This window comes from Kitasatospora sp. NPDC041917, assembly GCF_055589745.1.
In genome coordinates, this window is the sequence record NZ_JBVJBI010000019.1 from 129,787 (window position 1) to 156,691 (window position 26,905).

Sequence of the window (26,905 nt, forward strand, 5' to 3'; positions counted from 1 at the left end):
CGGCGGTCCAGATCTCGTCGGCACTGCCGACGGCGAACACGCGCGTGGTGTCGCCGATTGTTGTTGGCGCGACGCGCTTGATGCCGCCAGCGGTCGGAACGATTGAGAAGATCGCCCGTCCAGATGTGAGCGGTAGCTGCAGGCGGTGGTGGTCAGCCGGTGACGGATATTTCGACGATGTTCGTCGGGCTGCCGTTGGTGCCTTCGCCGATCCCCTTGAAGCCGTCCTTGGGGACGTCGACGCTCTGCGGGGTGGTACCGACGGTAAGACCGACCCGGAGCGAGCGGCCGTCGTTGGTCTGGACGGCGAAGGCATCGGGGAGCTGCAAGGTGAGCGTTCCGGATGTGCCGGCGACGGTGAAACAGACCTTGTTGTCGGGGTTGCCTGGGGCCCGAGTCCAGACCTGGATCTGTGAGGGTTTGGCACAGTCGCCGAGCAGCACATGGCCGTCGCCGCGCAGCAGTTTCACCTTGGTGATGTCGGCGCCGCTGGGGTAGGAGAAGTCCTCGACGGCTGGCGACGCGGCGGAGCTGTCGGCGGGCGGCGGGGCGGTGTCGGCGGAAGCGATCGTGGTGGCTGCGGCGAGAACCGTGGCGGTCACGGCGGCGGCCAGCCACCGGCGTGCGGTGGTGCGATCGGTCCTCCAGGCGTCGCGGAGGGGTTGGTGGGTCACCTGGGACTCCATCGGGACGGTGGGCGGGGCTGGTAGGGAGCGATGCCGACGCGGGTCAGCCGGTGATGCGCAGCTCGAGCAGGGCGGCGGGCTTGCCGGTGCCGGTGCCGCTGCCGATTCCGACGGAGGCGGCGGTGCCCTTGGCTATGTCGACGCTCTCGGTACCGTCCACGGTCGTGAGCTTGGCGTTGACCGAGTAGTCATCGGTGCGGATCCGGTACGCGTTGGGTACTTCGAGGGCGAGGTAGCCGGTGCTGCTGGTGGCCCGGAAGCAGATCTGGTTGCCCTTTTCGTTGGGCAGAGCCTTACTCAGCACGCTGATCTGGTCGTCGATGGTGCAGTCGGACAGCAGGATGTGGCCGTCCCCGCGCAGCAGCTTGACGTTCGGGAACGGTGCCGCACCCGGGTGGTTGAAGTCCTCGATCGCCACCGGCGCGGACGAGCTGTCCTCGGGGGTGCCGTCTGCCGATGCGAGTGCAGTGGCGCCCAGTGTTGCGGTCACCGCGACAGCGCCGGCGGCCAGCCAGCGGGGGATGCTCTTTGCCATACCTAATCCTTTTTCTTAATGTCTCATGCCCTGTCTGGTAGCCCAACAAATGGGTGTCCAGTCTGAATGGTGGGCGAACCAAAGATTTTGACGATGCATCAGGTCGACCAATGGGTCGGCCCCCAAGGAATGACGCCTCCCCCCCCTGTGGATCTGGGGGAGGAGCCTTCATCGAACCAGATGATCTGACGTCAAGACAACTCTTGAGCTGCTCTGACCTGCGATGATGTCATGATTTTGGTGAAATTGAGCGCTTGCTGCCGATGCAGGTAGATTTGCTGACATATGGCCAGGTGGAATATCTGGCTGTCTATCTAGGCTTTTAACTCTGCTGCTTCGCATACTTTCTGTTGGGGTGTAATTTCCCGGTAAACTCCGCCGTGGCCATGATCTGGTCGACATCAACAGTGGAGGTCCCTGGTGCACCATCCGATAGCCCGATCACTTCGACGAGGAAGGGGCAGGCCGCCGCTGCTCGGTAGGCTCTCCCTGAGCCTCCTTCCGCTTGCTCTTACGGCTGGCCTCGTGGGGGCCGGTCTTCCGAGTGCTGCCGCCGATGCGCCGGTCGGTGGGCAGATGCAGCTGAGCGACCGCGAGCGCGCAGTCCAGGCATGGCTCACTGGAGGCTCCAGTGTTCATGCGCTCGCAGAGACCGCGCTCGCCGGTTCCGATCAGGACGTCAAGCGCTTCCTGGAGTACGACCTGGCCGGGGCTCAGCACTCGGACAACCTGCTCGCTGCCACGCAGATTTCCAGCCTCGGCGGACCGGCGGTCCGCGAGGCGGCGGACAAGGCGATCGAAGGAAGTGCCGCAGATCTGAGCACGTTCCTGCAGACCGGCTGGCAGGCGGCGCTCCAGACCGACCAGCGAATCATGACGACGCGGATCACCGACCCGGCGACGGGAGCGGGCCGGGGCCTTCAGGCTGCTGGTGATGCCGCACTGCGCGGCAACAGTGACGATGTCCAAAGGTTCCTGACCGAGGACCAGTACACGGCCAAGGACGCCGACGACCGGGTTAAACTCGTCCAGATCCTCAGCGTGGGCGGCTCCAACGTCCAGGCGGCGGCGCGAGCCGCACTCAACGGAACGATCGAGGACGTACGCGAATTCCTCGCGGTCGGGCAGTACATCGCGCAGAGCCGCGACCAGGAACGCGCGAGCATCGCGCAGCTGACCCAGCAGGTGAAGGACGCCAGCGCTCAGTCCGCCCAGGAGATGGCCGCCGCGACCGAGGCCAAGAACACGGCCGTCAAGAACTCGGAGACCGCTAAGGCGGATGCCGCGCGGGCCGCGATCGAGACCCAGCAGGCCGGCAACGACACGGCCAAGGCCACGGAGGCCGCCAACAAGGCCGCCAACGCAGCTGAGCGCGCCGGCACGGCGGCGCAGACGGCTGTCACCGCCGCGCGCGCCGCCAACGCCTCCGCCCGCAACGCGGCGTACGCGGCCTCGAACGCTGCCGCTGCTGCCGCGGCCGCCCAGCGGGCTGCCGCGCGCGCCCGTACGTCCGCAGCCGCAGCTGCGGGTGACGCGACCCTGGCCCACCAGGCACGGGTGGACGCCGATGCCGCCGCTGCGGCAGCCAAGCTCGCAGCCGAAGCGCAAGGCGCGCTCGACCAGGCGAACCGTGCTTCCACGAGCAGCAAGGAAGCGTCAGGAGCCGCGCTGAGCGCCAAGCTCAACGCGGACTCGGCAGCCGGTTCGGCCGACCAGGCAGGCGCCTATGCCGACAGCGCCGGTGCGCAGTCGGACAAGGCCAAGCGCGCCGCTGCGACAACGCGCCGCCAGGCAATGGAAGCCGGTCGCGCGGCCACCGCGTCCCGGCAGCTGGCCGAAGAGGCTGCCACGAAGGCCCAGGACGCCATGGGCCTCCTGAAGACCGCAGCCGAACACGCGACGGCGGCAGCCCAGGCCGCTCGGGACGCCGCCGATCACGCCGGACAGAGCGCCAACGCAGCCAAGGAGTCAACCGACCACGCCGCCGCCGCCTCCGGTTTCGCCAAGGAAGCCCAGGACGCGGTGGACAAGGCCAACCAGGTCCAGGACCTGGCCCGCCGCACCGAGGCGGAGGACCTGACGAACCGCACCGCTGCCGCCACCGAGGCAGCCCGCAAGGCCAAGGCGGACGAGGAGAGCAAGCAGAAGGAGACCGAGCAGGCACGCCAGGAGGTCCAGAAGGCCAAGGCCGAGGCCGAGCGCCTCTCCCAGGCGGTCAACCAGCCGGGCGCCACCCCGGAGCAGGTCGCCACCGACGGCCGCAAGCTCGCCATCCTCTCCCGGAAGATCTCCGGCACCTGGGGGCAGAAGGCCGCCGAGGCAGCCCTTTCCGGTCCGGACGCTGCCGTCGTCTCCTACCTGAAGTCCGCACGGGCCGACGCGCAGGCCCAGGATGACCGTGACCAGACCCGGCAGTTCTTCTACAACTCCGAGAACGCCGCCGTCCGTGCTGCGGCATATGACGCCCTCAACTCCGCCGACGCCACCAAGATCAGCACGTTCCTGACCAGTGGCCAGTACACGGCCGAAGCCCCCGACAACCGCGTGGCGATCACCCGCCTCACCGACAAGGCCGGCCAGGCCGTCAAGGAGGCCGCCGACGCCGCGCTGCGCATCAACACCCCCGAGGCTCTGCGCGACTTCCTCGACAAGGGCCTCACCGACGCGCAGAGCGCTGACGACCGCCTCGTCGCCACCCGCCTCGAGGACGCCCCGAACACCGAGCCCGAGCTCAAGGCCGCCGCGAAGATCGCCCTCGAAGGCCCTGCCGTGAAGCTGCGCTCCTTCGTGGCCGAAGGCCAGTACACAGCCCAGCGCAAGGACTACCTGGCGGCCGTCCATATCGCCGACGTCAAGGGTCTGATCGCCGAGGCTACCGCGGCCTCGGCCACAGCCCAGAAAAACGCCGCCGAGGCCCAGCGCGTCGCTGCCCTCGCCCGCGACGCTGCCACTGAGGCCGGCGGCTACGCTGTTGCCGCCCAGCAATCGGCCAACACCGCCACCGAGCACGTCGCCAAGGCTCTGGCCGCCGCCGACGCAGCCCAGCTCTCCGCCGCCAAGGCCTCCGGGGCCGCCAAGACCGCCGCTGGGGCCGAAGCCTCGGCCCGCCGCGACGCGGCGTCGGCCGTGTACTCGGCCAGGCGGGCCGAGCAGTCGGCAGGCGCGGCTCGACGTTCCGCCTCCGACGCGTACGCCTCCGCCGCATCGGCCCGGGCGTCGGCCGAAGCCGCAGGCAAGGACGCGACGGCAGCCGAGGCCGCCTCCAAGGACGCGTGGGGGACCTACGAGGCCAAGTACGAAGCCGAGCAGAAGGCCAAGGAGGACGCCCTCGCACAGGCACGTGCGGAGGCGGACAGGCTGCGCCAGCAGGAGGCCGCCGAGCAGAAGGCTGTCGACGAGCAGGCGGCCAAGGAGAAGCAGGACCAGGTCTCGGCGATCGAGGAGGAGATCAAGAAGCAGAAGGAGCAGAAGGACAAGGCCAGTTTCATCTACAGCCTTGTCTCCGAGAGCATCCACCTCACCCTGGACGTCATCGGAGGTGCTGGCGGCGTCATTGCTCCTGGCCTCGCTGACATCGCTGACCTGATCAACTGCGCCTACTACGCGATCGAAGGCAAGAAGGCGGAGGCAATCACCTCCTGCATGGGCGCGATCCCCATCGCCGGCGACGGCGCGGCCATGGCCAAGTTCGCGCAGTGGGGCAAGAAGTTCGGCGCCTGGGGCGAAAAGGCTGTCGAGTTCGTCAAGAAGCTGGTCACCAGGGTTCCCCCGACCTGCCTCAACAGCTTCCCGGCCGGAACACCCGTCCTCATGGCGGACGGCTCTGCCCGACCCATCGAAGCCGTCCGGACCGGCGACACGGTCCTGTCCACCGATCCCTCGGAGTCCCTGACAGGACCGCGGCGCGTCGATGCCACCATTTACACGCCCGACGACCGGCAGTTCACGGCCGTCACCCTGGCCGGTGGTGGCTCACTCACCGCCACCAGCAGCCACCCCTTCTGGAACCCCACCAAGCGTGCCTGGATCGATGCCTCGCGTCTGCAGGCCGGGGACTCCCTGCTGACCCTCTCCGGGGGGCAGGCGACCGTCGGAGCGACCAGGTACTGGGAGGGCCTTCAGGCCGCCTACAACCTCACCGTCGCCGACCTCCACACCTTCTACGTGTTGGCGGGCCACACCCCGGTCCTCGTCCACAACTGCAACACTGCGGTCGCACTTGGCTATCAGTGGACCAATACTGCCGAATGGGCCGAGAAGCAGGGCTTCACGCACTTCATGAAGCCGGAGTATGCGGATACTTGGAGGGGATACGTCCGTAAGGCCATCGACGATCCTTCGGTCGATATCCATGTCAGCATGAAGGGATTCGAGGACAAAGACTTCGAGAAGATGGCGGTGACCGGCCTTGGTGGAGCGTCAGTGGGCGCCACGGCCACGCAGGAGGAGATGTCGTGGATCGCCAGGGCGGTAATCGGCGAGCGAGTTTCGTGGAGTAAGTTCAAGTTCTACGACGAGAGCGGGAAGTCGATCAGTATCCCGGAACCGAAGTGGCAAGAATCCAAATGGCAGAAGGCCTGGATCTTCGAGTGGGCTGACTAGCCTTCTTCCTGTCGGGGCGATCGCTGGAAGCGGCCGCCCCGACGAGAATAACGTTGACCCGTGTGAGTACAGGCGTGAAGGGAGAATTGTATGACCGACAAGAGTGGTGAGTTCGGCGCCAACCCGTCCGGATACTATCCGGAGCTTACTAGGTTCGGGGGTTTGACGGCCGCCATCCTTGCGATCGCCGCCGAAAGCGGCATCAGTCTCGGAGGCGAGTCCCGTCCGACAGTTCCTGATTGGACACCGCAGGTAGCGGCATTCGAGGTGACCGGCAGGCGGGTGAAGGTGAACCTCCTACTCGAAGAACGAGGGTTCTCTATTACTCTGAGCGGTGGGCGGGGGCTACTGACGTCGGCTAGCGGAACTACCCCCGACATTGTCGAGACCGCCAGAATTGCTGCGTTCTGGCAACAGGGAGTCACTCTCAAGGAGCTCTCTGACAGATTCCCCTTCATGACCTACTCAAGGCTGAGCCAAGGCTATGAGGACGGAAATCCGGAGGCCGTCATGTGGGAGCTTCTCTTCAGAAATCCGCAGTTCGAGAACTACCGGGACCTCCTCACCGAACTGCACGCCGAGCCGAGCCTTGCGGAGATGTTCCCGTTCTTCTCGATGTGGACGCTGGTCCTGGCGAAGGACGCCTACTACGAACAGCCCAGCCAGCTGAGGATCCGACAGCAAAACGACGGCTCCTACCTCCTGTGGCTCTCGAAGGCTGAGGAAGACAAGCAGCAGTTCCATCGACTGAACGACCTGGTCGCCGCAGCCGTCACCCTGCGAACCGACCTCTGATCGACTCTCAAACCGCACTGCGCCGCCTCTCCACACCCCCATGGGCTGCAGAGAGGCGGCGCCGTCACGTTCGGGGCTGAGGCTTCATCACGACGGTTGCGCTGCGATTCTCGACTGTCGGCTCGACGACAAGGATCTGGTGGTGGTCTGGCCGGACTCGGCCTGCCGCGACGGCTGGCGGAGCAAGGCGCACAAAAGGAACAAAGCAAAATGGACGAACGAATACTGACGGAGGGCGTCGAAGGTACCGGAAGGGCCACGGGAAGGTTCCGGTCGTCATCACTACCCCGGAGGGCGTCGACGCGCTCGTTGATGACCTCCTGGACGGGGAGGACGAGTGCTGCACTCTGGCCGAGGTGTACTCACAGGACCGGGTACCGCATCCGACGGGGTTCCCCGACCACCAGCTCATGGTCAGTGCGGACAAGAGCCTCGGCCTGGGGCTCGTGTCGAACATGACCCAGTTCGCCGACCACTCGGAGATCCCGATACCGCTCGTCCGCCAGGCGGTCGCGGTCAGGGAGTTCCTCATCTCGGGTGGACAGCGTCCCACATGCATCGAGTGGCAGCCTGAGACCTTCGGCGCATAGAGCCCCGCTGTGGTAGCGCGTCGGCTCCCTCCGAATTCGGAGGGAGCCGACATGATTTCCGGGTCAGTCCGGGGAAGGGGGCGCCCGGCGTAAACAGCCGATGTAGCGCATGATGACGTTGATGAAAATGGTTGTTCGAGGGGGCGCAGATGGTGACGGCACGGGACTTGCCCTCGCCGCCGGCCCAGCCGCTGTCGACGTGGCCGCCGTTGGAGAAGGGACAGCGAGGACTGCGCCGAGGAGGAAGGAAGCGTCCTCGAAGCAGGCCGCAACCGCCTCCTCGAGCACCTGTTCGGCTTGGAGGGGCAGAGCGTGCTGTCCTACGGCTACGCAGCGGTGTACCTCGGTCTGCCTGGAGCTGATCCGGCGGGCTATCGTCGGGGTGGTGCGACGATGTGATTCGGGCCAGCAGGGATCGGCCCTCGGGCCGAGTGCCAGCGCATCGGTGGAGGAAGCATAGGCAAGCGCTTGGGAACGAGGCCTGTGCCGCCTCGCTCACCGGCCGGGACCGGAGCAGCACCTGCTGCCGATCCACGAGCGCCCCTGGACACACCTCGCGGACCTGAACCATCAATTGGCTCTCTTTTCGTGGCGACCCCGACCGCACCTACCGTATGGAAGAGGGCACCCTCGTCAGCAACAGGCAAGCCGCCGACGATCAGTACCGTCGCTACATCGAACTATTCGATCAGGAACGCGAGAACCGGCTCAAGCGCGGCACCACCGTCCACATCGCCTACGGCTACCAGGACAACGACACCAAAACCGACCCCGCGGCCGTCCGCAAGCTTGAGAACCTAGCCCACCGCTACCCTGCCAAGCTCACAGTCGCCCGGCTGAAATCCACTCACGCGAAGATCCTTCATCTTCGACGACACCTGGATCGCCACAAGCTCCGGTAGCCGAAGCAGGCCTGTTGGACTGTTCTCACGTCCAGATGGTCGTCCGGCCGTCTTCGCGCGGGCGGAGTGGACTTTGGGAGTCGACCGCAGGGGGGTTGACCAAACGTTGACGCCGATACCTGCGCTGCGGCCAAGAGCACACAGGAGACTCCTGGCCAAGCGGGGTCGCAGCACGCACCGGGACAAGTGGAGCACATACATGCGGGCGGTGTCCGGCGCCTGCTCGTTAGATGCGCCGGCGGATGTCGTCGATCGGAGAGGGCGGGCGGCAAGGGCGGGGCGGCGGCGTTTCTCGAAGCGGTCGGCGAGAGCGGACATGTCGGTGCCCTCGCGAAGTGCGACAGGCAGGTCGGCGAAGTGTGCGCTGGTGTCGAGGAAGTCGGCGTCCACCACACAGCTGAACAGCGTCCGAAGTAGCAGGTCCCGCGCGAGTACGGCGGCCGGGGCCGCCGGGCCCGTGAGCCACTGCGGCAGCGGTACCCGGCTGGCGGGCTTGATCTCCAGAACGACCGTGGCGACGCAGGCAATCGTCGATGAGTGTCTGCAGGTCCTGGTATCCGGGAAGACCTGCCGTCCCGTCGCCGACGATGAACCGGCGGGCCGCGCGCAGGGTCAGCTTCCAGCCCGGCGGGTGGTGTCGCGGTCCTCGGCGCGCAGCGCGGCCAGCTCCTTCGCGTACCGGACCTCGGTGGGCGGTCGCTGGAGCTCCTCCTCGGCGGTGTTCGTGGTCACTGCGGCCTTTCCCGGGCGGTCGTCGGTGAGGTGGCGAGGGGTCACAGCGTGGTCAGCTCGGTGAGGTCGGCGATCACCTCGGAGGCCATCACCGGGTCGAGCTCGGCGAAGGTCGGGAAGGTGCGGTTGTGGGTCCAGTAGTCTCCCGGGCGCCTGTCGAGCCACACCGTTTCCACGCGCTGCTCGGGGTACGAGTCGAACATGCCGACGGCGATGCCCTCCTCCGGGGCGATCACCACGTAGAGGTCGGGCCCGACCCGGCGGGACAGCCAGCGCTCGACGCCGTTGTCCTGCGGCTCGCCGCGCTGCCAGCCGCGCCGTTCCATGCCGACCAGCCGGGTGGTGGGCAGCACCGGACCGTTCTCGAAGCGGGTCAGGCGGTGGCCGGCCCGCTCCTCGTCGCTCAGCGCGTACACCGGGCGGCCGAGCTGACGGAACGGCTGCAGGATCTCGTAGTCGGCGAACAGCTCCGACCACGCCGCGAGTTCCGCACCGAGCAGCAGCGGGTGGGCCAGCCGGACGGTGGCCCCGGCGGGCAGCACGAACACCTCGTCCGCGACGTCCGCCAGGGTGCGGTCCTCGGCGACCCGGAACGCCGTCGTGGCGCCGTCCGCCTCGGCCAGCCACACCAGCCGGCGCACCAGGTGCCACAGCAGCGGATGCCCGACGAAGAGCTGATCGAACTCCTCCGCCGTCCACGACCGCCGGGTGACCATCGCCTCCTCCAGGCGCCGGATCTGGTCCCCCGCCACCGTGCGGACGTCCTTCTTCAGCGCGGCGAAACGCTTGCGCTCGGCAGGCGCCAGCTCGGCGTCGTCCCGCACCCCCGGGACCGGCAGGTCCTTGCGACGGGTGCCGTCCGCGTCACGAACGTACGGCTTGAGCTGTTCGTCGAAGCCGACCGTGAACGTCCGGGTGCCGTAGTCGACGACGGTGGTGCCGTCGGTGTCCAGCCCGAAGTCCGGGACGAGGCGGTCGGACAGCTGCTCCCCGGTCAGGCCGAGGCCGGCCGCCACCTCGGCGATCTTCTCCTGGGCCCGCGCCTTGAGCGCCTTGAACTTCACCCGCTGCGCGATGCCGTGCAGGTGCAGCAGGGCCGTGTCGGTGCCGATGGCGGCCAGCACCTCCAGGCCGTCCACCGCCCGGTGGTGCGCCCCCTCGCCCGGCCAGGCGCGGAGCACCGGCGTCAGCCGGCGGACCGTCCCGTCGTCACCGAACCGGCCGAGCATGTGCAGCGCCCACCCGTCCTGGGACGGCATACCGGCCAGCCGCCACTGCTCGAACACCGCCCAGCCGAAGGCCGTCAGCGACCGCGGCTCGCACAGCAGGGCCACCTCGTCGAGGCCCGGGTAGAACGCCCCGGGCTTCGACAGCGCGAGCATGGTGAGCACGTGCCGCACCGCCTCGGCAGGCAGGGCGCCCTTGTCGCCGCGCACCAGCAGCTGCGGCAGCATCACCGGCTCCGCCCAGTCGTAGGGCGGGGGCAGCTTCGCCGGGAGCGCGGTCACCAGCGGGTCGGCCGACAGCAGCGTGCCCACGGCCTCCTCCGCCTTCGGCCCGAACTCGGCGGCCACCGCGCGCACCGCCGCCGCGCCGTGCGCCCCGGCGATCACTCGCAGGGCCTGCTCGGCTCCGGCCCGGGCCGCCCCGGCTTTCCCGAGTGCGGCGGGTACCAGCAGCCGGGCCGCGTCCGCGCCGTGCCGGGCGAACCAGGAACGGGCGGTGCTCCCGGCCGACTTGAGGCGCACCAGCCAGTCCGTCATGGTCTCGGCCACCCGGGCGTCCAGGTACGGAAGGAGCAGGGGCGCGTGCGTGGCCGGATTCCCCACCGCGGCGGCCCGGATCGGTTCGACGGCGTCCGTGCCGAAGCGGGCGGCGACCCGGCGCAGGGAGTCCCCGGAGTGCCAGATGCGCTCACCGGCACGCCACTGCGCGAGCAGGGGCCGGGCCAACTCCTCGTCGCCGTAGGCGAACAGTGCGAGCTCGGCGTGCTGTCCGCCGCGCAGCCGCGCGCCCTCGGGCTGCCCGATCCTGGCCCGGATCGTGGCCGCGACCCGCTGCCAGTCCTCGTCCGACCAGCTCGTGTACCAGGACTCGGAGGTCGCCGCCCACGCCTCGCGCTCACCCGGCAGCCACCGCATCTGTGGTTCCTGCGGCACGGCGAGGCCGGTCAGCACGCGGGGCTTGCCGGCGGAGCGCGGCCGCGTCCACGGCGGGCTGGTGAACAGCTCCGGCAGCGAGTCGGGGCCGACCTCCGGCACCCGCTCGCCGAGGTCGGTGAGCGGCTCGACCAGGGCCGCCTGCTCCGGCGTCAGCTCCGGCAGCAGTTCGAGCGCGGTCGCGCGGTGGACCGCGACGTGGCCGGTGAGGAGCTGCCGGGCGAGCTGCTGCGTGGCCGGGTCGGTGGAGGCCACCGCGGCCTCGGCGAGCAGGCGCAGGGCACGCCGGGGGAACCGGCGGAGACCGGCCAGGAGGGCGGCGCGGGTGGACTTGATGCCGTCCTGCTGGGCCAGCAACCCCCGGAAACCCTCGTCGGAGGGGAGCTCGGCGAGCGCCTCCAGGATCCGCTTCTTGCCGTCCTTGTGGTGGTAGCTGGTGGTCAGGTCGTGCAGCATCACCGGTGCCACGTCGCCGCCGAGGCCCTCCGCCACGGTCGCGATGATCTCGGTGGACCACCCGTCATAGCCCAGGCTCGGCAGCGAGGGGAGCTTCTCCAGCAGTTCCGCCGAGGAGAGCGAGCACAGCAGCATCGACCACTCGACGACGGCCAGTCGGGAGCCCGACGCGACACACTCCTCGACCCAGGCGGTCTCGGACGGCGCCAGGTACGCCGCCACCACCAGGCGGGTCAGATTGTTCCGGCAGTCCGCCAGGGCCTCGACCGCCGCGCGGTGGGTCTCCTCGTCGCACGCCGCCAGCAGCGACCGGACCCGGTCCGCGGCGGGGCGGTACGCACCGTGCCTCTGGTTGGCCCCGCGCCGGACACGGGGGTGGACGGACCTCTGGTGGATCCAGTCGGTCTCGACGGCCGTCGTGAACAGCTCGACGGTGGCCCTGGCCGCGAACGGAAGGCCGAACTCCGCCACCCAGGCGTCCACGGCCACGCGGAGCCCGTTGTTGCCGGGAGACGAGAACACGGCGGCGAGCACCGCCGCACCGACCGGGTCCCGGCTGCCGGACTGGTGGGCGCGGGCGGCCGCGACCAGCTCCGGGTCACTGCGCTCCGAGGTGAGCGTCTGCTCCAGCCAGTCCCCCATCTGCCGCAGCCCGTCGCGGTACGAGGTCACCGGGCCCTTCCCCGGCGCGGACGGCTTCCGGGGAATGCCGCCCCGGCGCGGGATCAGGGCCCGACGCCAGGCGTCCGGCATGACGAAGACGTCCTCGTCCTCGGCCTCGGGACCGGCGGCCTCGGCCGTGGGCGCGGACACGCCGGGCTGCGCCACGGGCACCGGATCCGCCGCCGCACCCGGCTCCGTACCCGCCCCCGCACCGATCTCGCGGTAGCCCTTGCGCTCCTTCTCGGCGACCACCTTGGCGAAGTGCGCCTGCGCCTCCTCCACGGTCGGGAACGCCTTGACCTGCTCCCGCCCGTCCGTACCGGACCGCCCGTACCGTACGGTCACCGCGGCACCGTCGGCCGCGGCCTCCCAGAACTTGTCCGAGCCGCCCTCGACGAACTCCCAGCGCCGCACAGCCCCGCCCCTCTCCTCGCACTGATGATCAGGAGAGGAACGTTAGCGAGTCCCACCGACAAGTCCCCGGCCGACCGCCCCCGCACTCACCTCCCCGCCGAAGTCACCGTGCGCCGGCGCCTCGTACCTCGGCGAGCGGCGGACACGTCCTGGACTTATCGGCCGGCGTAGTTCAGTGACTGGAGCCGCGTCTTGGCGTCGTTCTCCCGTGCGTCGGGGGTGTGGTTCAGGTGGAGGGCGCGGAACGCGGCCCGTACGTCGGGGCAAAGCGGGCGCCGTCGCCGCAGACGTAGACCTGGGCCCCGGCTTCGAGCAGGGACCAGACCTCCTCACCCTCCGCCACGATGCGGTCCTGGACGAAGCGTGCGCCCATCACCGGCGGGTCGAAGTAGGAAGGCAGGGGCTCGCAGGGAGCTCCTGAGGCCCTTGATCACTCCCATGATGAGAGCGCACTTGGCCTTCGGGGGGGCACGGCTCTGCGAAGGCCTGTGCGTACGCTGGCCGCCCGATCGTGACTTTTACAAACCGACGCGTTCCCGAAAAAGAAACTGACTTCCACTCAGGGAATGGCGATCACCGCGAAGCCCCATTCGCGGGCCATAGCAGCTGCGGTCATCGCTCCCGGCAGGTCGCGCGACGACCGCAGCAGCCGAAGCCAGTTGCCCGAACTTCGCAAATAATTAATGGAGTTGGTCGAGGTCGAAGACGGCCGTCACCGGTGCGTGGTCGCTCCAGCGCTCCGCGTGGGAGGCTGCGCGCTCGACGTAGGCCTTGACGGCGGTGTCCGCGAGTTTCCGACTGGCCACCAGATAGTCGATCCTCCAGCGGAACGACCCCTTTTCGAAAAAGGTCCACCCGTTCGAGTGTGGGGTGTTCGAGGGTGAATGCCGGCCTGGGCCGTAGGGGACCTCCTGTGAGCAGCGTGACAGCGCTGCTGCCGGTTCGGGCGGTGGTGGGTTCGCGTGTCTCCGACACCCACGGGGACGTGGGCAAGGTCTCGCACCTGGTGCAGGTTCCAGCTCGTCCGCAACGCGCCGGAGAACACAATGAGCACCTTCTCGCGGGCCGACCTCGAGATGGCCCTCGCCGCAGGCTGACCTCTCACGGCCCCACAACCGGGACCATGCACAACTGCACCGTGATCCGTCGTTGTTGGTCGCGGCTCAGAAGCCCGACAAGTCGTCGTGACCGACGAGACTCGTGCACGTCGACTACGGCTACGATCCGCAAACCGGGAAGATTTCAAGTCCTCGACTACGACACAGGTCTTCCCCGGTGGGACTGCCCGCAGGGCTGCGGCCTTCCTGCCTTCACGGACGGGGCGGGAGGGACGGGGCCACGCTCTCCGGGGGCGGGCAGAGTTCGCCGGGCCAGTCGGCGTCGTCACGCAGCAGGGCGCGGGCCAGGCTGCGGTAGAAGAGCAGGACACCGGGCTCCTTGGGGGAGAGGTGGCCGCGCTCGGCGAAGCGCGAGGCGGCGCCTCGTTGGACTGCCTCCAGGCCGTGTCGGTCCTCGCCGTTGATCCGGGAGGCGTACGCCTCCGCTTCCTTCCGCACGGCCTCGCGGTCCTGGCCGTCGAGCAGGGCGGAGGGCATCAGCACCCCGCCCCGTACCAGGGTGCGGTCGATGGAAGTCGGAAGGAGGCTGAGCCAGATCACCATGTCACCGGAGGCGGCCAGACTGCCCGAGGGGAAGACGAAGAAGCCGTACAGGTGCGCGCGTTCCTCCTCGGTGAGGTCGAGGACCACCGGCTCCAGCGGCTCCGCGTAGCGCACCCGCATGCTGTCGGCCCACGGCGAGTCCGCGCGGACCGTGGTCCGCGCGCCCCCGGGCGTGGTCGGTTGCAGGGTCTCCGGGTGGAAGCCCATGACGTGGTAGTTCTCATGCGCGTTCTCGACGGCGATCTTCCAGTTGCAGTGCCATTCCTCGGTCCAGCCGGCCACCTGGGTCAGCTCCGGCAGCCGGTAGTTGACCAGGTCCTCGCCGATTCGCCGCAGATGGGGCCCCAGCGGCTCGGCCGAGGCGTCCAGGTTGACGAAGACGAACCCCTGCCATTCCTCCACCGCGAAGGCGGGCAGCCGGCACGTGGACGGGTCGAAGGCCGGATTGCGCTTCATGTGGGTGGCACCGACCAGGCGGCCGTCCAGAGCGTAGCGCCACAGGTGATAGGGGCACGTGAAGGCGTCGGTCCGCCCCGCGCCCTCCTCCACCACCGGCATCAGCCGGTGCCGGCACACCGGCGAGAGCCCGTACAGCGAGCCGTCCTCGCCACGCACCACGACCACCGGCTCGCCCGCCACTGACAGGGACACGTAGGACCCGGTCTCCGTCAGCTCGTCCACGTGCGCGACCAGCACCCAGGAGCGACCGAACACCAATTGCCGCTCCACCTCCCACAACTCGGGCGACGTGAACGCCGCCGGCGGCAGGCTCAGATCCTCGGCATCCGGCCCCAGATACCGCTCCAGCTCCGCCGTGATCTCCCCGATGTCCACGTCGGCCCTCCCCTCGGTCCGGCTTCGTCCAGTTCCGGCCGAGGGTGGCCGCGCGCACTCGTGAACCGGTCGGATCGCGATGGACCCGGCCCCGCCGCCGCCGCGCACCGCCTCCATCCGCCCTGGGCGATTTCTCCAGCGCGGCTTCCGACGATCCCGTTCATGTACGGGGCTGACCTCACCGAGATCCACGACCTCATCCACGAGAGCCGCGGCAAGGACTACGCGGCCGAGGCGCACGACCTCACCCGGCGGGTGCGCGCGTTGCGGCCGGACGCCGACTCCCTGCTCGACGTGGCCTGCGGCACCGGGGCGCACCTGCGCCACTTCGCCGGCCTCTTCGACCGGGTCGCCGGTCTCGAACTGTCCGAGCCGATGGTCCGTGCCGCGCGCCGGGCGCTGCCCGACGTTCCCGTCCACACCGGAGACCTGCGCGACTTCCGGCTCGACACCCGCTTCGACGTGATCACCTGCCTGTTCGGGTCGCTCGGCTACGCCACCGACCCGGCCGAACTCCACGCCGCCCTGGCCGCCTTCGCCCGGCACCTGACGTCCGGGGGAGTGGTGGCCGTCGACCCCTGGTGGTTCCCCGAGACCTACCTCGACGGATACGTCTCCGGGGATGTCGCCACCGTGGCGGGGCGCACCATCGCCAGGGTCTCGCACTCCGCACGGGCGGGCGACGCCTGCCGGATGGACGTGCACTACGTGGTGGCCGACGCCCGCACCGGCGTCCGGCACTTCACCGAGACCCACCGCATCTCGCTGTTCCCCCGCGCCACCTACGAGGCCGCGTTCCGCGCGGCCGGCCTCGACGTCACGTACGTCCCCGGTCCGCACGCCGGCCGCGGTCTCTTCCTCGGGACCGCCCCGGTGGTCCCGTGACACCCGCACCGCGCCCGACGACGACCGATCCGACACCCAACCTGGGAGCAGCATGCGCGTCCTGTTCGTGACCTCCCCAGGCCTCGGCCACCTCTTCCCGACCATCCCCCTCGCCCAGGCCTTCCGCGCCGCGGGCCACCGGGTCCGCTACGCCACCGGAGGGCTCAGCCTCGCCGCGGCCGAGGCCGGGTTCGACGTCGTGGACGTCACCCCGGACCTGGACTACCTGCCGGTCTACCTGCCCCAGGAGAGCGGGGATGGCGTTCCCACGGACCACCCCATGTTCGCGGAGGACCCCGACGACGCCGAACTCGCCACGCTCTTCGCCCGGGTCTCCGGGGTCATGGTGGACGGTGTCCTCGCGGCGGCCCACGACTGGTCACCCGACCTGGTGGTCGCGCCACCCCTGCAGGCGGCCGGCCGGCTCGTCGCCGCCGCGCTGGGCGTGCCGCTGGTCGAGCCCCGGCTCGGGTCGTACGACAGCGGCGCCCGGCTGCGCACCCTGCTCCGCGCCGGGACGGCACCGCACTGGGAGCGCCACGGCGTCACCGGCGAACCCACGGCCACGGTCGCGCTCACCACCCTCCCGCCGAGCCTCACCGCGCTCCTCCCCGAAGACCGCCGCACCCCCGGGGCCGGGTTGCTGCGCCACGTGCCTTACAACGGCGGGGCCGTGCTGCCCGGCTGGTTGACGGAACGCCCGCGGGCGCCGCGGATCGCCGTCACCCTCGGCACCATCGAGGCCCAGTGGGGCGGCATCGCCATCCTGGAGCCGTTCCTGAAGGCCGCCCGGGGTGCGGACGCCGAGTTCGTGGTCACGCTCGGCGGCGGCGACCCGGCGCTCCTGAGCGATGTCCCGTCCAACGTCAGGCTGGTCGAGTGGGCCCCGCTCGACCAGCTCCTGGACACCTGTGCCGCGATCGTCCACCACGGGGGCAGCGGGACCCTGTTGACGGCGGCCGCCGCCGGGATCCCGCAGTGCGTCATCCCCCGCGGTTCGTACCAGCAGACCGGCGCCGATCTGCTGCCGGCCCGGGGCATCGGGCTCGTGGCCGAGGCCACCACCCTCGGCGCGGCCGAGTGCCGGGCCCTGCTCCGGGACGACCGCCTGCGCGAGAACGCCCGGCAGGTCCGGGCCGAACTGCTCGCCATGCCCACCCCCGCCGAGACGGTGGCCCGGCTCGCCGAGTCGCTCGGCTGAACGCCCGGCCCGCCATCCCTGCCTCCGCCCACCCGATCCAGGAAGCCGAACAGATGCAGACAACGACCGATCTGACGAAGGCCGGGCGGCCCACCGAGGAGGCCCTGCGCCGCTACCGGGACCAGGGCTTCGTCCACTTCACGTCCGTGCTCCCCGCCGACGAGGTGGCCGTGTTCCGAGCCGCCGCCGACCGACTCCTCGCCGAGGAGGGCCCGCAGACCTGGGGCGCCTCCGAGGAGCAGGCCCAGGTCCACTACGTGGAGGCGGCCTGGCGCAAGCACCCGGACCTGCGCCGGCTCGCCCTGCACCCCGCTGTCACCGGGCTCGCCGAGTCCCTGGCCGGCGGGCCGCTGCGCCTCTACGGCACCGACGTGCTGAAGAAGGAGCCTCGGGTCCACCTGCCCACCGTGGTCCACGACGACGAGCCGGGCCTGCCGCTCGCGGGCCTCACCCGGACGCTGACCGCCTGGATCCCGCTGGTGGACGTGCCCGCCGCCCGTGGCTGTCTGGTCTACGTGCCCGGCTCGCACCGGCGCCCGGCGGAGCACCGCCAGGTCCACCTGGCCGGGTTCCAGGACTACCGGCCGATGGAGGAGGTCTGGCCCGAGTTCTCGTTCAGCCCCCGGGTGGCCGTTCCGATGCGCGCCGGCGACGTGGTCTTCCACGACTTCCGCACCGTGCACATGGCCGCCGTCAACACCGACGGCGAGCGCCGGCTCGCCTTCGCCGCCGTCTACATGGACTCCGACGCCACCTACCGCCCCGGGGTGCAGGACCACCCGGTGGCCCACCTGGAGCCGGGCGCGCCGGTCGACGGCGAGCTCTTCCCGCTGATCGCAGCCGGTCCCGGCGGCGCCTCGTGACCACGGCGCCGGCCCGGCTCGGGGAGCGGCTCCAGCACGAGCAGGGACTGCTCTGGCTGCACCGGATGAAGGGCGACCCGTACGCGGCGCTGCTCTGCGACGTGGACGAGGACCCGGGGCCGCTGCGCGAGCGCGTCCGCGCCGTCGGACCGCTGTGGCGCTCCGCCACCGGCCCGTGGGTGACGGGGGATCCGGCCATGGGCGCCGCGCTGCTCGCCGACCCCCGCCTCGCGCCCGCGCCGGTCCTGCCCGGTGACGGCGACGGCCCGCCCCCGGCTGGGCCGGTGCCCCCGCCCGAGGGCGTCCGGGTCCGCCTACCGGATGCTCTGGGGCCGGAGTTCGACCTGGTCACCGAGGTGGCCGAACCGCTGGTCGCGGCGGCCCTGGCCGAGGCGTGCGGGATCCCCGCGGACGAGCACGAGCGGTTCGCGCGGGCCGTCACGGCCTGCGGCACCGCCCTGGACGCGACGGTGTGCCCCCAGCGGCTGGACACCACGCGGCGCCTGCACGCGGCCGCCGACGCGCTCCGCTCCCTGCTGGCCGCGGTCCCCGGCGCCCCGGTACCGGCGACGGTGGTGGCCGCCGCCCGCACCGGCGCCGACCTGATCGTCCGGACCCTGCTCCGGGCCCGGTTCCCGCTGCCGCCCGCCGCGGTCGGCCCGACGGTCTCGGACGCGCTGCGGGAACGGCCGCCGGTGTGGATCGCTCCGCTGGTGGCCCGCGCCGAGGTGCCGATCGCCGGAGAACGGATCGCCGCCGGCGAGCGGGTGGCGGTGCTGATCGGCGACGGTCACGGGCACGGCCAGGACCACGGCCAGGATCTCGCCCCGTTCCGCCGGGCCCTGGCCGAGGGCACCCTCGCCGCCTTCGCAGCCCGGTACGCCGAGCTGCGCCCCGCCGGGCCCGCGGTGCGCCGCCCCCGGGCGCCGCTGACCCGGGGACCGGCCCGGGTGCCGGTCCGGGCCACCGCGGCCGCGACGGGCGGAGGCGGCCGATGAGGGTCCTGTTCGCCTCGCTGGAAGGCAGCCACTTCCAGCTGCTCGCCCCGCTGGCGTGGGCGCTGCGCACCGCCGGGCACGAGGTCCGCGCCGCCTGCGTCCCCGACGTGGTGGAGACCGTCACCCGGACCGGGATCACGGCCGTCCCGCTCGACTGCCCGCCGTGGTACGAGGGCCTCGGGCCGTTCCACCAGGAGGCCATCGCCCACTTCGGCACCGCCGACCAGCAGCGGGAGCCGGACCGCCAGGACACCTGGGCGGACCAGCTCGGCTACGAGAGCGTCATCGTCCCTGCCCTGAACTCCCGCCTGAACTGCGACCGGCTGATCGACGAGCTGGTGGCCTTCGCCCGGCACTGGCAGCCGGACCTGGTCATCTGGGAGACGCTGTGCCTGGCCGGTCCGGTCGCCGCGCTCACGGTGGGGGCGGCCCACGCCCGCGTGGTGTCCGGCCCCGAGCTGGCCATGCAACTGGGCACCCGTCGGGAGTTCCTGCGACTGGCGGCCGAGCAGCCGCCCGAACACCGCGAGGACCCGACGGCGGAATGGCTGGACTGGACCCTGGAGCGCCTGCGCGCGCCGGCCCGCTTCGACGAGTCGGTGCTCACCGGCCAGTGGACCGTCGACACCCGCCCGGCCGGTCTGCGCGAGGACCTGGGCGTGCCCACCGTCCCCGCGCGCTACGTCCCGTACAACGGCCGCTCCGTCGTGCCCCGTTGGCTGCGTGAGCCGCCGGCGCGGCCCCGGGTCTGCCTCACCCTCGGGGTGAGCATCGACGGCGGCTACGGCCTGTGGGACCTCGACGCGGTGCTCGCCGGCATGCTGGACGCCCTGGCCGACCTGGACGTCGAGGTGGTCGCCGCGCTCTCCGAACGGCAGCGCGCCCACCTGCCGCGGCTCCCGGGCACCGTGCGGGTGGTCGACCACGTGCCGATGCACGACCTGCTGCCGACCTGTGCGGCCGTCGTGCACCACGCCGGCTACCAGACCAAGGCCACCGCCGAATTCCACGGCGTGCCCCAGGTCCTCCTCACCGGCTGGGAGTGGGTCACCGAGGCCATGGGTGAGGAGTACGAGAAACAGGGCAACCTCGCCGCCCTGCCGCTGCGTTCGTTCACCCGCGACCGCTTCCGGGAGACGGTCGCGCGGGTGCTCGACGAGCCGTCGTTCGCCGAACACGCACGACGGCTGCGGCGGGAGATCCAGGAGATGCCGACACCGAACGAGGCCGTCACCGTCATCGAACGGCTCACGGCCCGTCATCGGAAGGGAGAAGGAGCAGCATGACGCTCACGGAGATCGTGGCGGAGCTGGGGCGGTACCTGGACGAGGACGCCCCCCAGGTGAGCCTGTCCCCGGCGGCCTTCACGTCGCCGGAGCTGTGGGCGGCCGAACGCGAACGGGTCTTCGGACGGTCCTGGCTGCTGGCCGGTCACCTCGGCGACCTGGCCGAGGCGGGCGCGTCGGTGACCCTCGCGCCCGCCGGCCGGCCCGTCACCGTGACCAGGGAGGAGGACGGGGTCCTGCGTGCCAGGTCCGCTACGGGCGCTCGCCGCCCGCCCACGTCGGTGGAGGAGTGGCAGGGCTTCGTCTTCGTCAACGCCGACCCGGATGCCGAGCCCCTGGCACCCCACCTGGGCCGGATCGGCGAGGAACTCGCCGCCTACCGGCTGACGGAGATGACGCCGGTCACCGGCTTCACCGAAGTGTGGTGGTGCAACTGGAAGATCGCGGTGCAGAACGCCCACGAGAACTACCACGCGATGGGGCTCCACCCGACGACCGTCGCGCTGATCACCCCGCCCGGCGGAGCGATGGAGGTGCGCACCGAGTCCCGCTGGGTCACCCGGCTGCTCAGCCCGTTCCGGGAACCGCTGGCGTCCACGGCGCTGCCGCTCAGCGCCGATCAACGGGCCACCATGTACAACTGCGCGGTGTTCCCCTCCGCGAGCCTCGCGGCGTTCGGGGACTCGGTGGTCTGGATCAGCATGATCCCGCTCGCCATCGACCGGATCGAGGTCCGGGGCGGGGTGCTGATGCATCCGGCCGCGCTCGACGGCCAGGGCCTGGACGCGCTCCGCGAGGAGAACGCGCGCAGCGCCGCGGTGGTGAACCGGGAGGACCGGCTGGGGATGGAGGCCGTCCAGCGGGTGGCCGGCTCCCGGTTCGCCGAGCGCGGCCACCTGTCCCCGAAGGAAGCCGGGGTCCTGGCCTTCTACCGCGCCCTCGCCCGCGCGCTGCTGGCCGGCTGACGCCCCGGGGCGTCAGCCGGCCAGCCGCTCGGCGGCCGCGGACTCGAAGGTGGTGGACTCGAAGGCCCTGGGGTCGAAGCCGCCGACCTCCGCCAGCGGGATCACCTCGAAGCGCAGGTGGGGGCTGAGCGGGTTCCCGTACAGCAGGGTGTTGAGCTCCTCGTGCGAGTCGACCCGGTAGATCAGCAGTCCGCCCGAGGCGCCGACCCGGATCCAGTTGTGTCGGATGACGCCCTTGTCCACCAACTCCTTGATGTACGCGAAGCCTTCGGGGAGCCGCCGGCGGAAGTCGTCGGCGGAAATGCCGGTGGGGGACTGGGTCGCCAGGACCGCGAACAGCGCCATCGCTCCTCCAGGATCGGGATCTCGACGTCCGAGTCTGGGCGGCCCCGGTCACCGATCGGTCGACGACCGCTGGAGCGGACGGTCCGGGGGCGACCAGGGCATGTCGCCGGATGCTCGACCGGGCGCGGGCACGCTCGGCCGGGTGAACTCCTCGCACCCTGCCAACCGCCGGCCCAAGACGCCCTTTCCGCCCCCGACGAGATGGCTCGTCACCGGGGCCGGCGGGCTGCTCGGGCACGAGGTGACGGCGGCGCTGGCCGCCGGGGGCGTGACCGCGGTCGCCCTGGACCGGCGGGCCCTGGACGTCACCGACCCCGACGCGCTCGTCGAGGCCTTCGCCCGGCACCGCCCCGACCTGGTGGTCAACTGCGCGGCCTACACGGCGGTGGAGGCCGCCGAGGCGGACGAGGCGCGCGCGCTGCGGGTCAACGGGGACGGGCCGCGGCAGCTGGCCGCACTGTGCGCCCGGCACGGCACCCGGCTGCTGCACCTGTCCACCGACTACGTCTTCCCCGGCGACGCCGACTCCCCGTACCCGGAGGGGCATCCGACCGCCCCGCGCAACGCCTACGGGCGCAGCAAGGCCGCGGGCGAGCGGGCCGTCCTCGCACTGCTGCCGGACCTCGGCGCGGTGGTCCGCACCGCCTGGCTGCACGGGGCGCACGGCCGCAGCTTCGTCGGGGTGATGGCCGAACGGGCCCGGGCCGGCCGGACCGTCGACGTGGTGGCGGACCTGGTGGGGCAGCCGACCTGGGCGGCGGACGTCGCGCGGCTGCTGCTCGCGCTCGGCCGGACCCCGGGCGCGCGGGGCGTTTTCCACGCCACCAACGCCGGCCGGGCCAGCTGGTACGAGCTGGCTCGCGAGGTGTTCCGGCTGGTCGGTGCCGATCCCGGTCTGGTGCGGCCGGTGCCCGCGGCGGCCGTCGCCGGCCCCGCCCCCCGGCCGCGGTACACCGTCCTCGGCCACGACCGCTGGCACGAGGTGGGCATCCCGCCTCCCCGGCCCTGGCGGGAGGCGCTGGCCGAGGCGCTGTCGGCGGCGCCCCGGGAGGAACCGGACCGGCCCCGCTGACGGCGGGGCCGGGTGCCGATGCGGCCGGCTCAGCCGGTCCAGGCGGCCCGCCGGTGCCGGTGGGTCAGCCCTTCGAGGACCGGGACCAGATCGGCGGGCGAGGGCATGGCCCCGATCTCGTCCCGGAGCCGCGCCGCCCCGCGCGCGAACGACGGGTCGTCGAGCACCCGGGTCACCAGCCCGTGCAGCCCCGCCGGGGTCAGCGGGCCGGTGCCGGACCAGCGCACTCCCGCCCCCGACCACTCGATCAGCTCCGCCCGGGGGCGCAGGTCCCACAGGTCGTTGGGGACGACGACCTGCGGGACGCCGTGCACCAGCGCGTTCTGCGCGGTGCCGAAGCCGCCCTGGTGCACGATCGCGGAGCAGGACGGCAGCAGCGCGTCCAGTGGGACGAAGTCCACCGCCCGCACGTTGTCCGGCAACGGGCCGGCCTCGGCCAGCTGCACCGTGTCCAGGGTCGCCACCACCTCCGCGTCCAGCTCGGCCAGTGCCTCCAGCAGCACCGGCACGGAGGTCCGTTCGCCGCCCATCACCTCGCGGAAGGAGATCCCGAGGGTCAGGCAGACCCGGGGCCGGCGCGGTGGTTCGAGCAGCCACGGCGGCAGCACCGCCCGCCCGTTGTACGGGATGTGCCGCACCGGCACCCAGGGCAGGTCGGTGGGCGTGCGCAGCGCGGCCGGCGCGGGGTCGAGGGTCCACTGACCGGTCACCAGGTCCTCGCTGAACCCGCCGCCGTACCGGGCCGCCGTCCAGTCCAGCCACTCGGCGAGCGGGTCCTCGCGCAGCTCCCCGAGCCGGGCGGTCAGCGACTCCCGGTGCCGTTGCCGCATCGTGCCCACCAGGTCCAGGCCGTAGAGCAGGCGCGCGTGCGCGGCGCCGGCGGCCCGGGCGGCGACGGCCCCGCCCATCAGCAGGGTGTCCCAGACGACGAGGTCGGGGCGCCAGCGCCGGGCCAGCGTGACCAGGTCGTCGACGGTCTCCTCGGCCGAGAAGTTCTGGAAGATGGCGGAGGTCATCACGGTGAACAGGCCGTCGAGGAAGTCGGGCGTCAGGTGCTCGGGCCGGTCCTCCGTCATCCGCATGAGCTCCTGGGCGTCGGGCGGGTCCGTCAGGCGCTCGGCCGCCCGCTCCTGCCGGCGCCGCAGCTCCGCCACGGACTCCTCCTGGGCGAGCGGCGGTCCCACCGCGGTCGCGGGCAGGCCGGCCGCGACGATGGTGTCCAGCAGGTCGGGCTGGCTGGCCACGCGCACCTCGTGGCCGGCGGCGCGCAGCGCCCACGCCAAGGGCACCTGGACGTGGAAGTGGGCCTTGGCGGCCACGGTCACAAATAGCACTCGCATGGGGGCGAGCGTAGGGAGGCGGCCTCGACCCCTCCTCGACGCGTTCTCGACCCCCGTTCCCGGCCCCCGTCCGTCGGGGGGCGTCACCGGGCGGGCAGCCACGCCTCGTCGTCGGTGGCGTGCGCCAGCACCCGCTGGAGGAGCTCGCGCAGGGTCTCGACCTCGTCCGGGTCGAGGTCGCCGAGCAGGTCCGCCTCCACCCGTGCGAGCGGGCCGTCGATCCGGGTCAGCATGTAGCGGGCCGTGTCGGTGAGTTCCAGCCGGCGCGAGCGGTCGTCGGCTCCGGGCCGGCGGCGCACGTGGTCGGCCTCGACCAGTTCGTCGACGAGCCGGTGCACCGACTGCCGGGCGATGCCGAGCTGACGGGCCAGGTCCGCCATGGTCAGCCCGGGTTCCTGGGACAGCTGGGTGAGCAGGCCGTACTGGCGGACCGTCAGGTCGTAGTGGTGCAGGCGCTCGTCCACCCGGCGCGTCGCCACCGTGCTGGCCACGGCCAGGAGATAGGGGATGTGGGTCCTCAAGGGCGGTTCACCTCAACCGGGGGAGCCGTGATCGTTTCCCCTCCGACGGTACGTCACGTCCAGCTGCGGCACCGACCGGAGCGGTGCTCGGCGACCAGGCGCTCCAGGACCGGCACCAGCTCCCGGGGGGCCGGCGTGCCGAGCAGCTCGGCCCGCACCCGGGCCGCGGCGCGCGCGAACGAGGGGTCCTCCAGGACGCTGGTCACCATCGCGCGCAGCCGGCCGGGGGTCAGCTTCTCCGGCGGGCAGGTCAGGGCCAGGCCGGCGGCCCGGGCCCGCTCCGCCCGCGGGGTGTTGCACCACATCCGGGCCGGCACCACGACCTGCGGCACCCCGTGGGCCAGCGCGGTGAGGAAGGTGCCGGCGCCCCCGTGGTGGATGACCGCGGAGCAGCTCGGCAGCAGCTCGTTCAGCGGGACGAAGTCCACCGCGCGCACGTTCGGCGGCAGCGGCCCGATGGAGGCCAGCTGTTCGGAGTCGAGCGTGGCCACCACCTCCACGTCCAGGTCGGCGACGGCCGCGAGGAGGTCGCCGACCGACGCCTGGTCCCCGCCGACCACCTCGCGGAACGAGACGCCCAGGGTGAGGCAGATCCGGCGCCGGCGGGGCGCCTCGTCCAGCCAACCGGGCACCGCCGCCGGGCCGTTGTACGGCACGTAGCGGACCGGGACGCGGGGCGTGCGGAGCGGCAGGGCCAGGGAGGTGGGCACCGGGTCGATCGTCCACTGCCCGACCACCAGCTCCTCGTCGAAGCCGCGGCCCGGACCGGTCATCCCGTACCGCTCCAGGACCTGCCCCAGCCACTCCTCCAGCGGATCGTCCCGCAGCTCGGCCGGCCGCCGGCCGAGCACGGCCAGATAGCGCTCGCGGAGCAGGCCGACCAGGTCGAGGCCGAACATCAGCCGGGCGTGGGCGGCGCCGCAGACCCGGGCGGCGACCGGTCCCGCGAAGGTCATGGTGTCCCAGACCACCAGGTCCGGCCGCCAGTCCCGGGCGAACGCGACCAGGTCGTCGATCATCCGGTCCGGCACCGTGTTGCGGTGCACCAGCGGCGTCCAGGTGGCGAAGACACCGTGCAGGTGGTCGGCGGACAGCCGGGCCGGGCGGATCTCGCCCGGATCGAGGACCCGCAGCCAGGCGTCGTCGCGCAGTTCCTCCGGCAGGCCCGTCTCGTCGGGGTTCATCTTGGCCGCGACGTACAGCGGTTCGCCGACCGGCACCGCGGTGAGGCCGGCCCGCGCGATGGACTCCGCCGCGTCGGGCTGGGTGGCGACGCGCACCTCGTGCCCGGCGGCGCGCAGCGCCCACGCGAGCGGCACCTGGGCGGCCACGTGGGTGGCGGCGGCGAACGGCTGGAACAGGACCCGCATCTGGGCGTTCCCCTCTCGGACGGGCGGGCGCGGTGGTCGGCGGTTCGGCGGTGGTCGGCCCGGGTCTAGGTGAGCGAGAGGCCGCCGTCCACAGGCACCACCAGGCCGTTGGTGTACCCGGCCTCGGGCCGGGTGAGCTGGACGATCCACCAGGCGATCTCCTCGGGGCGGGCGACCCGGCCGCTCGGTGTCCGGGCGGCGGTCTGCTCTAGGAAGGCCGCGTACTGCGGATCGGCGCCCGGGCCGCCCGGCGCCGGCTCGGGGGCGGTGTCGGTCACCCCGGGCGCGAGGCCCACCACCCGGATTCCGCGCGGGGCCAGTTCGACGGCCCAGGACCGGGTCAGGAAGTCCAGGCCGGCCTTGGTGGCCCCGTACAGGCTGTTCTCCGGCCAGGAACGCAGGCCGAGCGCGCCGGCCGAGCCGATGTTCACCACCGTGCCGGAGCGTGCGGCCAGCGGCACGAGCGCGGCCCGGGTGAGCAGCACCGGCGCCAGCAGGTTGGTGTCGAGCTGGCGCCGCGCCTCGGCCCGGTCCAGGGCGTCGAGCGGGCGGTACCCCAGCGCGGCGGCGTTGTTGACGAGGACGTCGATGCCGCCGAGCTCGCGCACGGCGGCGTCGACGATCCGCTCCGGGGCGTCCGGGTCGGTGAGGTCGGCGACCAGGGTGTGGACGCCCGGGTGCCCGTCGGCGGTCTCGGCCAGGGTGGCCGCGGTGCGGCCGACGACAAGCACCCGGTCCCCGTGCGCGGTGAAGGCGCGGGCGGTGGCCCGGCCGATGCCGGTGCCGCCGCCGGTGACGACGATCCCGCGCGGGGCATCGGCCCCGGACCGGCCCGGGTGGTCGGTGTTCTCGGTTCGTGTGGTCATGCCGGACAGGATCGGGAGCGGGCCTCGCATCCGCCTCGACCCTCGCGCAGCGGCGGGGGGGGGGTTGGGGGTGGTCCTTCGTTTTCCCGGCCCCCCCCCCCCCCCCCAAACCCACCTCCCCCCCCCTTCCCCCAACCCCCCCCCCCTCCCTGCTAGATTCGCCC

21 protein-coding genes and 1 pseudogene are annotated in these 26,905 nt (G+C 71.8%); 11 read left to right on the forward strand and 11 right to left on the reverse strand.

The genetic code is table 11. The features are described from left to right. Positions 1-152 precede the first annotated feature (152 nt). Together ACZ6EM_RS23530 and ACZ6EM_RS23535 are read right to left on the reverse strand one after the other, a co-directional pair. Complete coding sequence (locus ACZ6EM_RS23530) at positions 153-686, reverse strand: hypothetical protein (protein WP_465773161.1); 534 nt, start codon at positions 684-686, stop codon at positions 153-155. Between the two features lie 43 nt (positions 687-729). Then, positions 730-1,221, reverse strand: a complete 492-nt coding sequence (locus ACZ6EM_RS23535; RefSeq protein WP_465773162.1) for a hypothetical protein — start codon at positions 1,219-1,221, stop codon at positions 730-732. A gap of 576 nt (positions 1,222-1,797) precedes the next feature. On the opposite strand from ACZ6EM_RS23535, the gene ACZ6EM_RS23540 reads away from it, so the two are divergent. The 4 genes from ACZ6EM_RS23540 (at position 1,798) to ACZ6EM_RS23555 (ending at position 8,110) form a co-directional block, all read left to right on the forward strand. Continuing rightward, positions 1,798-5,823 (forward strand): polymorphic toxin-type HINT domain-containing protein, encoded by a 4,026-nt coding sequence (locus ACZ6EM_RS23540; protein WP_465773163.1) that lies wholly within the window; start codon positions 1,798-1,800, stop codon positions 5,821-5,823. Positions 5,824-5,913: 90 nt separating this feature from the next. Next, positions 5,914-6,618 (forward strand): DUF6193 family natural product biosynthesis protein, encoded by a 705-nt coding sequence (locus tag ACZ6EM_RS23545; protein WP_465773164.1) that lies wholly within the window; start codon positions 5,914-5,916, stop codon positions 6,616-6,618. Positions 6,619-6,974: 356 nt separating this feature from the next. Beyond that, on the forward strand, positions 6,975-7,208 hold the full coding sequence (locus tag ACZ6EM_RS23550; protein ID WP_465773165.1) for an Imm1 family immunity protein: 234 nt from the start codon (positions 6,975-6,977) through the stop codon (positions 7,206-7,208). Positions 7,209-7,822: 614 nt separating this feature from the next. Further along, positions 7,823-8,110, forward strand: a complete 288-nt coding sequence (locus tag ACZ6EM_RS23555) for a hypothetical protein (RefSeq protein ID WP_465773166.1) — start codon at positions 7,823-7,825, stop codon at positions 8,108-8,110. Positions 8,111-8,883: 773 nt separating this feature from the next. On the opposite strand, the gene ACZ6EM_RS23560 is transcribed toward ACZ6EM_RS23555, so the two are convergent. The 4 genes and pseudogenes from ACZ6EM_RS23560 to ACZ6EM_RS23575 all read right to left on the reverse strand — a co-directional run bounded on the left by ACZ6EM_RS23560 (position 8,884) and on the right by ACZ6EM_RS23575 (position 15,029). Beyond that, positions 8,884-12,534, reverse strand: a complete 3,651-nt coding sequence (locus tag ACZ6EM_RS23560) for a WGR and DUF4132 domain-containing protein (RefSeq protein WP_465773167.1) — start codon at positions 12,532-12,534, stop codon at positions 8,884-8,886. A 226-nt stretch (positions 12,535-12,760) separates the two neighbouring features. Continuing rightward, positions 12,761-12,907, reverse strand: a complete 147-nt coding sequence (locus ACZ6EM_RS23565; RefSeq protein WP_452179564.1) for a hypothetical protein — start codon at positions 12,905-12,907, stop codon at positions 12,761-12,763. Between the two features lie 307 nt (positions 12,908-13,214). Continuing rightward, positions 13,215-13,358: pseudogene (locus ACZ6EM_RS23570) on the reverse strand (exodeoxyribonuclease III); the annotation flags it as partial. Between the two features lie 486 nt (positions 13,359-13,844). Beyond that, entirely contained in the window at positions 13,845-15,029 is a 1,185-nt protein-coding gene (locus tag ACZ6EM_RS23575) for an aromatic ring-hydroxylating oxygenase subunit alpha (RefSeq protein ID WP_465773168.1), read from the reverse strand. Positions 15,030-15,191: 162 nt separating this feature from the next. On the opposite strand from ACZ6EM_RS23575, the gene ACZ6EM_RS23580 reads away from it, so the two are divergent. The 6 genes from ACZ6EM_RS23580 to ACZ6EM_RS23605 are packed head-to-tail and all read left to right on the forward strand — an operon-like array spanning position 15,192 to position 21,227. Next, a complete protein-coding gene (locus tag ACZ6EM_RS23580) occupies positions 15,192-15,914 on the forward strand; it encodes a class I SAM-dependent methyltransferase (RefSeq protein ID WP_449807796.1) in 723 nt (240 codons plus the stop codon). A gap of 52 nt (positions 15,915-15,966) precedes the next feature. Next, complete coding sequence (locus ACZ6EM_RS23585) at positions 15,967-17,115, forward strand: nucleotide disphospho-sugar-binding domain-containing protein (protein WP_452190387.1); 1,149 nt, start codon at positions 15,967-15,969, stop codon at positions 17,113-17,115. Between the two features lie 53 nt (positions 17,116-17,168). Then, positions 17,169-17,978, forward strand: a complete 810-nt coding sequence (locus tag ACZ6EM_RS23590; protein ID WP_465773169.1) for a phytanoyl-CoA dioxygenase family protein — start codon at positions 17,169-17,171, stop codon at positions 17,976-17,978. Next, the gene (locus tag ACZ6EM_RS23595; RefSeq protein ID WP_465773170.1) at positions 17,975-18,976 is read left to right on the forward strand and encodes a cytochrome P450 family protein; all 1,002 of its coding nucleotides are present in this window, start codon (positions 17,975-17,977) and stop codon (positions 18,974-18,976) included. The genes ACZ6EM_RS23590 and ACZ6EM_RS23595 overlap by 4 nt, the downstream gene beginning before the upstream one ends. Beyond that, a complete protein-coding gene (locus ACZ6EM_RS23600; protein WP_465773171.1) occupies positions 18,973-20,262 on the forward strand; it encodes an activator-dependent family glycosyltransferase in 1,290 nt (429 codons plus the stop codon). The genes ACZ6EM_RS23595 and ACZ6EM_RS23600 overlap by 4 nt, the downstream gene beginning before the upstream one ends. Next, positions 20,259-21,227, forward strand: a complete 969-nt coding sequence (locus ACZ6EM_RS23605) for an SRPBCC family protein (RefSeq protein WP_465773172.1) — start codon at positions 20,259-20,261, stop codon at positions 21,225-21,227. Before ACZ6EM_RS23600 ends, ACZ6EM_RS23605 begins: the two co-directional genes overlap by 4 nt. Before the next feature lie 12 nt (positions 21,228-21,239). Here ACZ6EM_RS23605 and ACZ6EM_RS23610 read toward each other — a convergent pair whose 3' ends face one another. Continuing rightward, positions 21,240-21,572: a muconolactone Delta-isomerase family protein gene (locus ACZ6EM_RS23610; protein ID WP_465773173.1), complete on the reverse strand. Its 333-nt coding sequence runs from the start codon at positions 21,570-21,572 to the stop codon at positions 21,240-21,242. A gap of 142 nt (positions 21,573-21,714) precedes the next feature. On the opposite strand from ACZ6EM_RS23610, the gene rfbD reads away from it, so the two are divergent. Then, positions 21,715-22,644 (forward strand): dTDP-4-dehydrorhamnose reductase, encoded by a 930-nt coding sequence (gene rfbD / locus ACZ6EM_RS23615; protein WP_465773174.1) that lies wholly within the window; start codon positions 21,715-21,717, stop codon positions 22,642-22,644. A 29-nt stretch (positions 22,645-22,673) separates the two neighbouring features. Here the strand turns inward: rfbD and ACZ6EM_RS23620 are convergent, their stop codons facing one another. The 4 genes from ACZ6EM_RS23620 to ACZ6EM_RS23635 form a co-directional block, all read right to left on the reverse strand. Continuing rightward, positions 22,674-23,984 (reverse strand): activator-dependent family glycosyltransferase, encoded by a 1,311-nt coding sequence (locus ACZ6EM_RS23620; protein ID WP_465773175.1) that lies wholly within the window; start codon positions 23,982-23,984, stop codon positions 22,674-22,676. A gap of 83 nt (positions 23,985-24,067) precedes the next feature. Continuing rightward, the gene (locus ACZ6EM_RS23625; RefSeq protein ID WP_452183524.1) at positions 24,068-24,505 is read right to left on the reverse strand and encodes a MarR family winged helix-turn-helix transcriptional regulator; all 438 of its coding nucleotides are present in this window, start codon (positions 24,503-24,505) and stop codon (positions 24,068-24,070) included. A gap of 53 nt (positions 24,506-24,558) precedes the next feature. Continuing rightward, positions 24,559-25,875, reverse strand: a complete 1,317-nt coding sequence (locus ACZ6EM_RS23630) for an activator-dependent family glycosyltransferase (protein ID WP_465773176.1) — start codon at positions 25,873-25,875, stop codon at positions 24,559-24,561. A 65-nt stretch (positions 25,876-25,940) separates the two neighbouring features. Then, entirely contained in the window at positions 25,941-26,741 is an 801-nt protein-coding gene (locus ACZ6EM_RS23635; protein ID WP_465773177.1) for an SDR family NAD(P)-dependent oxidoreductase, read from the reverse strand. Positions 26,742-26,905: the final 164 nt, after the last annotated feature.

Coding starts and splice junctions, on each gene's coding strand:
- ACZ6EM_RS23530 (WP_465773161.1), bottom strand. CDS start 686: ATGGAGTCCCAGGTGACCCACCAACCCCTCCGCGACGCCTGGAGGACC.
- ACZ6EM_RS23535 (WP_465773162.1), bottom strand. CDS start 1,221: ATGGCAAAGAGCATCCCCCGCTGGCTGGCCGCCGGCGCTGTCGCGGTG.
- ACZ6EM_RS23540 (WP_465773163.1), top strand. CDS start 1,798: ATGCAGCTGAGCGACCGCGAGCGCGCAGTCCAGGCATGGCTCACTGGA.
- ACZ6EM_RS23545 (WP_465773164.1), top strand. CDS start 5,914: ATGACCGACAAGAGTGGTGAGTTCGGCGCCAACCCGTCCGGATACTAT.
- ACZ6EM_RS23555 (WP_465773166.1), top strand. CDS start 7,823: ATGGAAGAGGGCACCCTCGTCAGCAACAGGCAAGCCGCCGACGATCAG.
- ACZ6EM_RS23565 (WP_452179564.1), bottom strand. CDS start 12,907: ATGGGCGCACGCTTCGTCCAGGACCGCATCGTGGCGGAGGGTGAGGAG.
- ACZ6EM_RS23580 (WP_449807796.1), top strand. CDS start 15,192: ATGTACGGGGCTGACCTCACCGAGATCCACGACCTCATCCACGAGAGC.
- ACZ6EM_RS23585 (WP_452190387.1), top strand. CDS start 15,967: ATGCGCGTCCTGTTCGTGACCTCCCCAGGCCTCGGCCACCTCTTCCCG.
- ACZ6EM_RS23590 (WP_465773169.1), top strand. CDS start 17,169: ATGCAGACAACGACCGATCTGACGAAGGCCGGGCGGCCCACCGAGGAG.
- ACZ6EM_RS23600 (WP_465773171.1), top strand. CDS start 18,973: ATGAGGGTCCTGTTCGCCTCGCTGGAAGGCAGCCACTTCCAGCTGCTC.
- ACZ6EM_RS23605 (WP_465773172.1), top strand. CDS start 20,259: ATGACGCTCACGGAGATCGTGGCGGAGCTGGGGCGGTACCTGGACGAG.
- ACZ6EM_RS23610 (WP_465773173.1), bottom strand. CDS start 21,572: ATGGCGCTGTTCGCGGTCCTGGCGACCCAGTCCCCCACCGGCATTTCC.
- ACZ6EM_RS23620 (WP_465773175.1), bottom strand. CDS start 23,984: ATGCGAGTGCTATTTGTGACCGTGGCCGCCAAGGCCCACTTCCACGTC.
- ACZ6EM_RS23630 (WP_465773176.1), bottom strand. CDS start 25,875: ATGCGGGTCCTGTTCCAGCCGTTCGCCGCCGCCACCCACGTGGCCGCC.
- ACZ6EM_RS23635 (WP_465773177.1), bottom strand. CDS start 26,741: ATGACCACACGAACCGAGAACACCGACCACCCGGGCCGGTCCGGGGCC.